Origin of the sequence: Shewanella sp. AC91-MNA-CIBAN-0169 (genome assembly GCF_040310165.1) — a bacterium.
Taxonomy (GTDB): domain Bacteria; phylum Pseudomonadota; class Gammaproteobacteria; order Enterobacterales; family Shewanellaceae; genus Shewanella.
The window spans coordinates 42078-55061 of sequence record NZ_JBEOPM010000013.1; the positions used below are offsets into that span (position 1 = coordinate 42078).

Genomic DNA, 12984 nt, shown 5'->3' on the forward strand with positions numbered 1-12984 from the left:
AATCTCCCTGTCGTTTATATCCTATCTTCAAAAATACTAATCGTCTTTATGATTATGTTTATATGTAATCCAATGAGATAAGGTTTCAAATAATTCAGTAAGCACAATCGGCTTAGTGATATGCGCATTCATGCCTGCTGCTAAACTTTTTTCTTTATCACCCGACATTGCGTGCGCAGTCATGGCAATAATGGGCATTTGTTGTTTGCTATAACGTTTGCGTAATTCGGCCGTGGCAGTTAATCCATCCATTACCGGCATTTGAATATCCATTAACACTGCATCAAATGGTTTAGAATCAATCACATCTAATGCCACTTGGCCATTGTCGGCTATCACAACTTCATAACCAGCACTTTTGAGTAATTCAGATGCCACTTGTTGGTTAATAAAGTTATCCTCAACCAACAATACTAAGCCAGAGGCTTTAGCGGGTTCTGCTTCAATAATAACCGGCATTGCATTTAGCTTGGGTTCTTTGGCAAAGGCATTAATAATTTCATCAAATAACGCCGAGGCCTTAAACGGTTTTTGTAACACTGCATAAACAGAATTTTTTTGCAGCTCATGGTCTAACGGTTCAGCAGCATAAGCGGTCATTAAGATAATAATAGGACGCTTTGCTAAGCTACCGTCTGCGACCATTTCATCTATCGCCTTAATAACATCACAGCCGTTCATTTCAGGCATCATCCAATCCAACAACAATAAATCGACTGGTTTTTTACGCAATATATCCAGTGCTTTTTGACCACTGTCAGCCGTGTTTACACCAAAGCTAAAGTCGGTCATCAATGTCGAATAAATTTGTAATGCACTTGGGTTGTCGTCAACCACCAGCGTTGTCAGGTTATTTAACTGTTCTGGCACCACCAGCGGCTCGATCACTTGTTCTTCGGCAATTTCAAAGCTAATGGTAAAACTAAAAGTACTGCCTGCGCCCAGCTCGGACTCAACTTGCATGGTACCACCCATCATCGACACTAAATGTTTACTGATAGATAACCCTAAGCCTGTGCCACCATATTTACGTGTGGTTGAACCATCGGCTTGTGAAAATGCATCAAACAGCATTGCTTGTTGATCTTTACTGATCCCAATACCGCTATCGCGTACCCAGAACTTCATGGTAATACGGTCGTCACGCTCACCCACATCTTCACAACCCAGCTCAACTTCACCGGTTTGGGTAAATTTGACCGCATTAGACAATAAATTAACGATGACCTGGCCTAAACGCAGTGGATCGCCATACAAAATAAGCCCTGCGGTAACAGGCGCATATAGCAGTAATTCAACGCCTTTTTCTTGCGCTTTAAGCGCATTAATATCAATAACATGATCAAGCACTTTATCCAGCGGAAACGCGACTCTTTCTAATTCTAATTTGCCTGCTTCAATTTTAGAAAAATCTAAAATGTCATTAATAATTCGCAGTAACGATTGGGCAGAAAAACCGGCTTTATTAAGATAATCTTGTTGCTGCACGGTCAAGCTAGTGCGTTGTGCTAACTGCAACATCCCAATAATCGCGTTCATAGGTGTCCGAATTTCGTGACTCATGTTGGCCAAAAATTCGCTCTTGTACATGTTGGCTAACTCGGCGTCTTGTTTTGCTTCAAGCAAGGCGACTTCGTTACTCTTCTGGCGGGTAATGTCTTTATGAGTACCTAGCATCCGCTTACTACAACCATCCTCAGAAAACTCAACCGCTCGACCACGGGATAACACCCAGTAGTACTGGTCATTTTTACCGCGCATTCTAAATTCGATTTCATAAGTGCCAACCGGATCGCGCACATATTGAGAGCGGTACTCTTGGACCCGTTCACGATCGTCAGGATGATACAACTCATCGATTGATTCGAGTAACGGTGGAAACTCATTAGCTTGATAACCCAGCATAGAATAAAAAGCCGGATTACAAATAATCTGTTCAGAATCAATGTACCAATCCCACAGGCCATCTTCTACCGCATCCATAGCAAGATGATAACGTTGCTCAGACATACGTAACTGTTCAGCAGCTTCATATTCACGGGTAATATCGCGCCAAACAGAAATCAAACCTAATAGATCGCCACGGCGATTGTAAAACGGCAATTTAAAGGTATCGAGTAATACCGGTTTACCTTCAATATTGACTCGTTCTTGGTAACGCAAGGAATGTTGCTGGGTCAGTACTTTGTTGTCTTCTTCACCAATGCGCAAGCCTTGCTCTGGGCTCACCACTTCTGATGACGTTAAGCCTATAATCTCATTTTCGGTATAACCCAGCATTCTTTCAGCTGACTTATTACAGCCTAAGTATTTGCCTTCTTTGTCTTTAAACACGATCGCTTCAGGGATCGAATCGATCAATGATCGTAACAGTGCAAACTCTCGCTCACGGCGCTCTGTTGTTTCACGTAAACGCTGAGTGCGCCTAGCAACTAAGTTATCAAGACGTTTGTTTTGTTCGGCAAGATGATGAGTATACTGACGGTTTTCTTCAAAAATACGACTCACTAGCGCAAACCACGGTTCCCAACCACGGGTAATTTTCTCTGGCGGACGGATAGGCGTTTGTGAACATGCTTCTAAATGGGTTAATAAGCGTGAAGCAGGGCTAACGAATGCTCGGCGAGTTTGCCAATGCACTATGGTAACCAGCAGCGACAAAGCCAATACCACTAACAGAAAACTCAGTTGCAGCTTGTCCCAAGAATCTTTAAATAAATCATCTTCATCTTGCAAATACAGTAATCGCCATGGCGCGTTATGCAGTGCCACACTATGAATATAATAACCGTTTCGCAATATGCCTTCGTGGGCATCAAATAGCTCAGATTCCGATAATGAATGTAACTCTGCCGGAATTCGCTGGCTTATGTGATAAACCTTATTCATTTCACTGGAGTCAAAATCACTGTGAGATAAAATATTATTTTGCTGGTCAAGCAGAATCACCGTGCCTGGCATTTTAAAATAGGTGCGAATTTGTTTATCTAACGATGATAACGTCATGTCGAGGTTAATCGAACCAATAAACTCATCTTCAAGGTACACGGGTAACCCAAGCGTAGTAATTAAGCCCTGATTCGTCGAGTCGATGTATGCCTCACTCCAAAACACACTCCGTTGTGGGTTCATTGAAGGTGTCGCTAATTGAAATTGTTTCTTATTGAGCAGCTCATCCCTAAAGCGTAAGTCATTATTTTCCCATGGATAAAATGACATCATCCGACGCTTAGAAATATAATAAATCGACGAAGCTTTAGGCGCTGCTTCTTTCGCGACTGGGAAGGATAACGACAGTTCAAACAGCATTTCAAGCTCTTGATAAAAGCTCTCGCTACGGTCATTTAATGAACCCGCACCCGTAATGCGTCCCATATTGGTAAACGGCACGCCGCTGTTGGCATAATTAGGTTCTAAGGTGAAATACTGGCCATCTTCGTTAAATTTTTCATACTCTGGTAAGCGCTCTTTACGAACAAACTCCCCCAAACGTAAATGGTCCACCGCCACATCACGCAAACTTTTCACCGCACGAATGCTCGACTCAAGCAATAAGTCGATTTGCATCACATGACGGGCAACTTGTTCTTCTCGCTGTTGAATTTGCTGCTCTTTTTGACGTTCAAACATAATGCCAGCGGTCAGCAAAGCCATCACAATCACCCCGATATAGGTGTAGAACACCGCTCGGTTATAATTACGTTGAATAGGAGATTTTAGTTGTAAATCTGGCTCAGTCGGTTTCATTAACCACCCTTGATACAGCGTAAAAAAAAGACCCGCTGTCGAACGAATAACACCAAAAACGGCAGTTATAACAGTAATGATTATGATATCAGGAAGATAAGCTCAAGCACATGTATTAATGGCTCCAGAGATACTTGTCCAACCTGCAAGTAATACAGACTACAAATATTAAGGCATATTGTAGGCGATTGAAAATACATAAGGTTATCTTGTGTAACCTTATGTATATAGACAGGATATAACCATGATTAATAAAGTGATTTCCTTAGCAAGTTAAGCCGTTACAAATGCTCCTCTGCAAACTCCGCTAAACGAGACCGTACGACACCATTAAGATAAATATTGGCGCTGCCTTCAAAGTCTTTAAAACGTTCGACTATGTAAGTTAATCCTGATGTAACCGGTGTTAAATACGTCGAGTCAATTTGGGCTAAATTACCACTACAAATCAGTTTAGTGCCTTCGCCCATACGAGTGATCATGGTTTTAATTTGTGACGCGGTTAGGTTTTGACATTCATCTAAAATAACCACCGAGTTTTGAATAGAGCGGCCACGCATAAAGTTAATCGACTTAAACTGAATATTGGCTTTTTCCATTATGTAATTAACACTACCTGCTGGGTTTACATCATTTTTATGTAGCACTTCTAGCGTATCGGTTATCGCAGCCAACCAAGGGGTCATTTTCTCTTCTTCGCTACCCGGAAGAAAACCTATCGACTCAGCAATTTCGGGGGTATTACGGGTGACGATAATTTTGTCATATAACTTACGTTCGACGACCAATTCTAATGCCGCAGCCATTGCCAATAGCGTCTTACCGCAACCCGCTGGCCCCGTCAGAATAATCAGTTCAATATCAGGATCTAGCAAAGCATCTAGCGCCATACCTTGGTAAATATTTTTAGGATTAATTCCCCATGCTTCATGATGTAATAAGCGATCACGGCCGCGATCGATCATCTCTAAATGTTTATCGGTTTTACTGACTACTCGACCACAAAAATCCGAGCTTTCATCGATTAAATACTGGTTAAGATAAAAGTTTTCATTATCAAGATGTTCCAATGGTACTTGGTGAACCGTATGCAACCCTCTACGTTCGGTGGAGACTTTATCGACATTTTGCCAAAAATCCCCAGAGAATTGATAAAAGCCTTTGGCGAGAAAACGCACATCATCAATCAACTGATCGCTGCGGTAATCTTCTACGCGCTCAATACCTGCACCTTTGGCTTTTAAGCGCATGTTAATGTCTTTAGTGACTAACACGACAGTGCGGGGAAAATGGATTTTTTGTAAATGCAGGGCGGTGTTGATAATGCGGTTATCGTTATTGTCTCCAGGCAGCGAGCCGATAATAAACTCGACTTGATGATCTGGGAAAATCGATAAATGACCAGAAACTTGAGAATGTTCTTCGCGAGTAGGCAATGCAACGCCTTTTAAAATTTGCTCTGGGGTCGTGGGACCACCAAGAATATCTTCTAATGCACGTATAGCCACTCGTGCATCACGACTCACATCTCGTTTGCGGTCCTTTATACTGTCGAGCTCTTCTAACACTGTCATGGGAATAACTACGTCATGTTCCTTAAACGAATATATCGCTAAAGGTTCATGCAGTAACACGTTGGTATCCAGTACAAACAACTTTTTGTCGTTTCGTTGCATGGTGCCTCCAGAGTGCTCTCAATGAATAGATATCAGTATCACTTAACTTAACTAAACGTATAACATTAAAGGGATAATTAAAGTCTCTATTGAAAACAGGTCATTGCCATGAGCAATGCTGCCTTAATAAAATATGTCACTTGTCGGGTAAAAACTCAATGTCATCATCATCGCCTTTGCTTCACACTATGACGTCAATATGACGTCAATATGACGCTAACATGTCAAGATGGTGTAAAAATGAACATCTAAACGATAAATCAATGCTAAAATTTCAATCTGGATGGGTTTGGTTTAACATACGCCCCCTTTTTTGTTTCACGCAATAAATGAGAGTAAAAGATGCCGTTTGCCTTAGGTCAACGCTGGATAAGTGATACCGAGTCAGAACTCGGATTAGGAACAGTCGTTCAAGTTGAAGGCCGCATGGTTACGCTGCTATTCCCTGCCACTGGAGAAAACCGGATGTTTTCTCGCAGTGAAGCTCCCTTAACCCGAGTTATTTTTAACCCAGGTGACACTGTCGAAAGCGGTGAAGGTTGGAGTATCACCATTGAAGAGCTTGAAGAAAAAAACCAATTGGTGATTTATCATGGTATTCATAGCGAGACTCAAGAAAAAGTCAGTCTTCGTGAGACCATGCTAAGCCACAATATTCGCTTTAATAAACCACAAGATCGTTTATTCGCCGGACAAATTGACCGCCTAGAACGTTTTGGGGTGCGTTATCAATGTCAGTTATTGCGCCACAAATTAGCCAGCTCAGATTTACTCGGTCAACAAGGCCCACGCGTAGGCTTAATTGCACATCAGCAGTGGATTGCTCATGAAGTGGGTAGCCGTTACGCTCCACGCGTATTACTGGCCGATGAAGTCGGTTTAGGTAAAACCATTGAAGCTGGCTTAATTATTCATCAGCAATTACTCACTGGTCGTGCTGAACGTATTTTAGTCATAGTCCCGGACACACTTCGTCACCAGTGGTTAGTTGAAATGCTGCGCCGCTTTAATTTACGCTTTTCAGTATTTGATGAAGATCGATGCGTAGAAGCTTATGCCGATAATGACAATCCGTTTTATACCGAGCAGTTAATTATTTGTTCACTTGATTTACTGCGCAAGAAAAAGCGTCTTGAACAAGCTGTAGACGCTGATTGGGACTTAATGGTTGTCGATGAAGCTCACCATTTAGAATGGTCAGAAGATGCCCCTAGTCGCGCTTATAAAATCGTCGAAGCGTTAAGTGAAGTGGTCCCTGGTGTATTACTCCTTACCGCGACCCCTGATCAACTCGGTCATCAAAGCCACTTTGCTCGTTTACGTTTGCTCGATCCAGATCGTTTTTATGATTACGATGCTTTCTTAGCTGAAGAAGCAAGCTACAAAGATGTGGCAGAAGCAGCTGAAGCATTAAGTCAGGATAAAAAATTACCCGACAGTGCCATTAACAGCTTAACTGAGTTGCTTAGCGAGAAAGACATCGAGCCAAGCATTCGTTTAATCCAGTCAAAAGAGGTTGATGCAGAATCACAGCAAGCAGCACGTCAAGAATTGCTCCAAGAATTGCTCGACCGCCATGGCACTGGCCGCGTACTTTATCGTAACAGTCGCGCATCAGTAAAAGGCTTTCCGAAGCGTATATTTAATGCTTATCCATATGAGATGCCTGCGCAGTACGTGACCGCTGAACGCGTTAACGCCATGATGGGCAGTGCCAAGCAGCCACTGGCTAAAGCAGCACAAGCATTAAGCCCTGAGAAGCTTTACCAGGCCTTTGAAAATGACAGTGCCAGCTGGTGGAAGTTTGATCCACGGGTAGACTGGTTAATTGAGTTCCTAAAATCGCATCGCAGTAAAAAAGTACTGATTATTGCTAGCCAGGCTGAAACTGCATTAAGCCTTGAAGAAGCGCTGCGAACCCGCGAAGGTATTCAAGCTACGGTATTCCATGAAGATATGTCGATTATCGAACGCGATAAAGCCGGCGCTTACTTTGCTCAAGAAGACGGCGGCGCCCAAGCATTAATTTGTTCTGAAATTGGCTCCGAAGGACGTAACTTCCAGTTTGCTAGCCATTTGATTTTGTTTGATTTGCCGCTCAATCCTGATTTGTTAGAGCAACGTATTGGCCGCTTAGATCGTATTGGGCAACAAAACGATATCCAAATTCATTTGCCTTACTTGCGCGATACCGCTCAAGAAAGATTGATGCGTTGGTATCATCAAGGATTAAATGCATTCGAACTCACCTGCCCGAGCGGTCATGTGTTGTTTAACGAATTTGCCGATGAACTGATTAACGTACTTTGCGACGATGATGAAGATCAGATGACTCAATTGCTGAATCACACCCAGCATCGTTATAAAGAGCTTAAACAGGCAATGGAGCAAGGCCGCGATAAACTGCTAGAGATAAACTCTCACGGTGGCGAGCGTGCCAATGCATTAATTAAGCGTTTATCAGACAGCGATAACGATACTCATCTCATCGGTTCGGTCATTCGTTTATGGGATATTATTGGTGTCGATCAAGAAGATCGCGGTGAAAACTCAATCATTTTACGCCCGAGTGAGCACATGATGTTCCCTACTTATCCTGGGCTGAATGAAGACGGTATTACGGTGACGTTTGATCGTGAAACCGCTTTGTCTCGTGATGACATTGCATTTATCACCCAAGAGCATCCTTTAGTACAAACCGGCTTAGATTTAATCACTGGCTCAGAAACGGGCACCACCAGTGTGGCAATTCTAAAGAATAAAGCGCTTCCCGCGGGGACGCTGTTTTTAGAATTAATTTACATGGCTGATGCCTCTGCCCCAAAATCGACTCAGTTATACCGTTATTTACCACCGACACCTATCCGGGTGTTATTGGATAAAAATGGTCTTAATATGGCAGATAAAGTGGACTACGCCAGTTTTGACAAACAGCTAAGTGCGGTAAACCGTCACATCGCTAGCAAGCTTGTTAATGCCTCACAGCCTATTTTACATCCGTTATTGGCCAAAGGTGAAGAGTATGCAAAAGAGTCGCTTAAGCAGCTAGTAGTGAATGCTCGAGCTAAAATGACTCAACAACTCACAGGCGAGCTGGAAAGACTTGAAGCCCTAAAAGCCGTAAATCCGAACATTCGTGAAGACGAGCTAGAATATATTCGTAATCAAATGACCGAGATAACGGGCTACATGGATAACAGTCAATTACAGCTTGATGCAATACGTATGGTACTTGTCAGCCACGTATAACGGCTAACTAGCATTAAATAATGTTGTATTAATCATGTCGTGTAACCAATGCCCTGTATATCAGGGCATTGTTTTTATTCGCGGTTATACATTAAGCTAACCGCATTATGGTGTTATTCGCTCGAGGTTATGGTGCAACTAGGACAATTTAGTCGGTTATTAATCGTAACGATAAGCATATTACTGGCAGCGCCTGGCGCAAAGGCACAGCAACCTTACGGCTACTTACCTACCGATGAAATCAAATTTATCACTATTGACGGTAAACAAACTGAAGTGCTTGTAAGGTCTTGGCAGAGTAAAAAACACTTTGGTTCAGCGATGATTATTGCTGCGTCGGACACCGATGCTGATGCTGCCGGCTTAGCCAGCTACTTACGAACCAATATTAATGCCCGCGGTTGGGCAAGTATTAGCTTAACCCCAGCAAAAGGGCTATATCGGCCTAACTATGCAACAAAACCAGAAGAAATCACTAAAGCAGGCACCGAACAACTGCAATTAACCAGCAATAAAAGTATCCCAAAGTATGAGTCGTCTCAATTGCTTGAATTACGTAACTTTCAGCAAAGTAATCTCAATGAAGCCCTGAACCAATTAACCTCAACCACCAGTTTATTTCCTGGCGGCAAGATTCTAATTGTTATTGATGACACGGCCGGCATGGTCACGAATCTGCTTTATGACAAAAAAATTCCCATCCCTGATGTGCTAGTCATCGTCAACGCTTATCGCGAATTTGAGTATTTAATTGATCCGCAAAGTCAGCGTAAATCGATCGCCGAACAATTAGTCACCATGTCGATCCCGATCCTTGATATTCAATCCGCCGATGCACATCCGAATTCAATTGAACAAGCACCTACCCGCCTCAACTACAATCAAGTGAAACCTGCTAAGTATTATCGCCAATACCAAATGAGCTTGGACTTAAGCAGCCCGAGTGGCTGGGAAGAAGCCCTCGATCAAATAGAAGGCTTTTCCAGAACCGTTATCGGAAGATAGTAAATTCAGCGTAGCCATGACTAAAAATAGAGCATTAGCGAAAACAGATTATTACCACCAAGATTGACGAGAACGATAGGCTTTATCAGGATTTTTAGTTTGTCTAATCGCAGCAATCACGCGGTTTTTACCCAGCAACAACCTTATTTGGCTTAGTGATTCTCGGGCTAATAGGCTGCGCACTGAAGCGGTCCAACTTTGATTGATGCTGCGTTTAATCGCAGCATTAGCATCCGGGGAAGTGCGGATGATTTTTTGGGCTAATAACGTGGCACACTCATAAGCGTTATCACTTATTTGAGTCACCAAGCCTAGCTCAAGCGCTTGCTCGGCAGTTAAAATATCCGCGGTATAGGTCAACATCAACGCTTTGTCTTTGGGCATAATTTGCCTTAATGCCACCAAACCAGCCATATCTGGCACAAGCCCCCACTTTGCTTCCATTATCGACAACTTACAGTTTGGCGTCGCAATACGAATATCTGCCCCTAGCGCAATTTGAGTCCCACCGCCGTAGCAACAACCTTCTAGAACCGCAATAACAGGAACAGGCAAACGCTGCCATCCCAACGACACACGTTGGGCTAAATTTGCATTACCAGGCAACCACTTGAATAAAAGCTTTAATGCACTTGTAGGTGAACTCGCGACACTTTTCACATCTAAGCCTGAACAAAAGTTACCTTCAGCACCCGATAAAATAACCGCATTAACTCGTTTATCGCCACGGAGTTGTTTAATTACGTTATCAATCGCAGTAAACATTTCAACATTAAGCGCATTAATTTTACTGGGTCTATTTAAGCAAACATGGGCAATGCCATTATCTACCGTCAACTTAATCAACTCTCTTTCCATGAAACACCCTGTTACTGGTCAGTCCAGTTTTTAGACTAACATATCTGGACTATCTGGCGAATAGTAATAACATGACAAATAATCGGCACTGGTCAAAATATTGCCACACGTTATTTTGAACAAAATTTCATTGAGTGTTAGCCTGATATATTATCAATATAAGCATAACCATCTAATCTTCATGTTTTTACATAACATGTAACACCTGATTGATATGACATTGATGACTTTGTGGCAACGGCCACATAAATGTTACAAACTTAGCTAGATGTTAAAACTAAGTTATCAATATTGTAAGCAAATAAGTATAATGATCTAACGAACAAAAAATCGCTGTAAATAGTCTTATAATAATAACTATCCGCCTCGCACCACTCGCAGTTGCATTAACGAGTTTTTTTCCCCTAAAGGCGAAATAAGGAAGACCAGCAACAATGACCATTCCAATATTAATATGCGACGATTCTGCGCTCGCCAGAAAACAAATGGCAAGAACTCTCCCCAAAGATTGGGACGTTGAAATTAGCTACGCCACCAATGGCGCAGAGGGTCTTGATATCATTCGCGCGGGTAAAGGTGAGATTGTGTTTCTCGATCTCAACATGCCAGTCATGGATGGTTACGAAGTACTTCAAGCGGTACAACAACAAGATTTACCGGCACTGATTATTGTGGTGTCAGGTGATATTCAAATTAAGGCTCATGAACGAGTCAAAGCATTAGGTGCCCTCGACTTTATTCAAAAACCCGTTAGTGCAGAGGCTATTAGCCATATTCTGCAAGAGTACGGTATTTTGACTCTTACCCAGGGTAATAAAGCTGAAGAAACGCCAATGATGAAAGTTGACATGCGTGATGCATGTCAAGAAATAGCCAACGTCGCCATGGGCAGAGCCGCTGACTTGCTCGCTAAGCTTCTGGATGTATTTGTACTACTGCCTATTCCTAACGTTAATGTGCTTGAAGTCAGCGAATTAACGATGGCCTTAAAAGCCACCGAACGAAACTCAACAGTCTCTGGGCTTTGCCAAGGATTTATTGGTGCAGGTATCGCAGGTGAAGCGTTATTACTGTTCCATGATTCTAGTTTTGAAGATATGGCCAAGTTAATGGGATTAGAAAACCCAAATGATATTGGTACTGAAATAGAAGTAATGATGGACACTGGTAATGTGCTCATTGGCGCTTTTTTAAATGGTATTTCTGAACAACTCGACATGAAATTCAGTCAGACCCATCCAGTAGTGCTTGGCAGACACTGCAGTGTCAACGAGCTCATTCACGACAACTCTGACAAATGGCAGCGCACTCTCGCGATGGAAATTAACTATCGAATAGAAGATTACAATATTGAATGTGATCTTCTGCTGCTATTTACTGAAGACTCAATTCCTACGCTGAACTACAAACTTGGCTATTTACTCGACTAATGTTGGATACTTTTTATGTCAAATGATCAAAGTGCGATGAACGAACTCCACTGGCTAATCGATATGGTGCAAACCATTGAGGTTGGTTTAGTTGTGCTCGATCGCGACTATAACATCCAACTTTGGAACGGTTTTATGGAAAACCACAGCGGTGTCTCACCCAATTCCATTAAAGGTAGTAATCTATTTGAAAAGTTTCCCGACTTACCCGCCACGTGGCTAAAACATAAAATGGAGTCGGTTTTTTTACTTAAAAATCGCACCTTTATTAGTTGGGAACAGCGTCCATACGTATTTCAGTTTAAAAACTATCGCCCGGTGACTGGCCGAGCCGATTTTATGTACCAAAATATTACCTTACTGCCATTAGCTTCGTTAACAGGGCAAATCACTCATATCAGCATTATTATCTATGATGTGACCGATATTGCGGTTAATAAACTGCAACTTAAAGCCGCTAATGAGCAACTTGAACAACTCAGTCAAACCGATGGTTTAACCCTTTTGCATAACCGTCGCCATTGGCAAAGTTGCATGGAAAAAGAATTCGATCGTTATTCACGCTATGGCGATGCGGCATCATTGGTGATGATTGATATTGATAATTTCAAGCGCATTAACGATGAATATGGTCACCCTGCCGGTGATAAAGTGATCCAACATATTGCCTATTTGTTAAAGCAAGCATTGCGTGACACTGACTGTGCAGGCCGATATGGCGGAGAAGAGTTTGGAGTGGTGCTATCTAAGACAACAGCAGAAGAAGCTCTCAACTTTACCGAACGATTAAGAAAGCGTATTGAAGCATCAGAAGTCGCATTCGAAAACCGCCTCATTAGAGTCACGGTGAGTCTGGGCATTAACGATTTAGATTCTGAAATAGATAATAGCTCAACCTGGTTATCGGGTGCAGATAAAGCCTTATATGTCGCTAAGCAAGAAGGCCGTAACAAAAGCATTATCCATAAATAAGCGCCTAGCAAACTTTTTGGTTATCCATAAAAAAACGCCCATCTTTG

General features: G+C 42.3%; 7 protein-coding genes. 4 read left to right on the top strand and 3 right to left on the bottom strand.

Annotation, left to right across the window (positions count from 1 at the left end; translation table 11 throughout):
- Window positions 1-36: 36 nt before the first annotated feature.
- Complete coding sequence (locus tag AAEY98_RS12445) at window positions 37-3747, bottom strand: response regulator (protein ID WP_192114159.1); 3711 nt, start codon at window positions 3745-3747, stop codon at window positions 37-39.
- 281 nt (window positions 3748-4028) lie between these two features.
- Window positions 4029-5423, bottom strand: a complete 1395-nt coding sequence (locus tag AAEY98_RS12450; RefSeq protein ID WP_351017319.1) for a PhoH family protein — start codon at window positions 5421-5423, stop codon at window positions 4029-4031.
- Window positions 5424-5765: 342 nt separating this feature from the next.
- Here AAEY98_RS12450 and rapA point away from each other — a divergent pair, with 342 nt between their 5' ends.
- Both rapA and AAEY98_RS12460 read left to right on the top strand, forming a co-directional pair.
- Window positions 5766-8672 carry an RNA polymerase-associated protein RapA gene (gene rapA / locus AAEY98_RS12455; protein ID WP_101085147.1) on the top strand — a complete coding sequence of 969 codons (2907 nt, stop codon included), beginning with the start codon at window positions 5766-5768 and terminating at the stop codon, window positions 8670-8672.
- A 129-nt stretch (window positions 8673-8801) separates the two neighbouring features.
- The gene (locus AAEY98_RS12460; protein ID WP_243756324.1) at window positions 8802-9677 is read left to right on the top strand and encodes an alpha/beta hydrolase family protein; all 876 of its coding nucleotides are present in this window, start codon (window positions 8802-8804) and stop codon (window positions 9675-9677) included.
- Between the two features lie 51 nt (window positions 9678-9728).
- On the opposite strand, the gene AAEY98_RS12465 is transcribed toward AAEY98_RS12460, so the two are convergent.
- Window positions 9729-10535: a crotonase/enoyl-CoA hydratase family protein gene (locus tag AAEY98_RS12465; RefSeq protein ID WP_350978942.1), complete on the bottom strand. Its 807-nt coding sequence runs from the start codon at window positions 10533-10535 to the stop codon at window positions 9729-9731.
- 434 nt (window positions 10536-10969) lie between these two features.
- On the opposite strand from AAEY98_RS12465, the gene AAEY98_RS12470 reads away from it, so the two are divergent.
- Complete coding sequence (locus AAEY98_RS12470) at window positions 10970-11965, top strand: response regulator (protein WP_351017322.1); 996 nt, start codon at window positions 10970-10972, stop codon at window positions 11963-11965.
- Window positions 11966-11980: 15 nt separating this feature from the next.
- Window positions 11981-12937: a GGDEF domain-containing protein gene (locus AAEY98_RS12475; RefSeq protein WP_162023916.1), complete on the top strand. Its 957-nt coding sequence runs from the start codon at window positions 11981-11983 to the stop codon at window positions 12935-12937.
- Window positions 12938-12984: the final 47 nt, after the last annotated feature.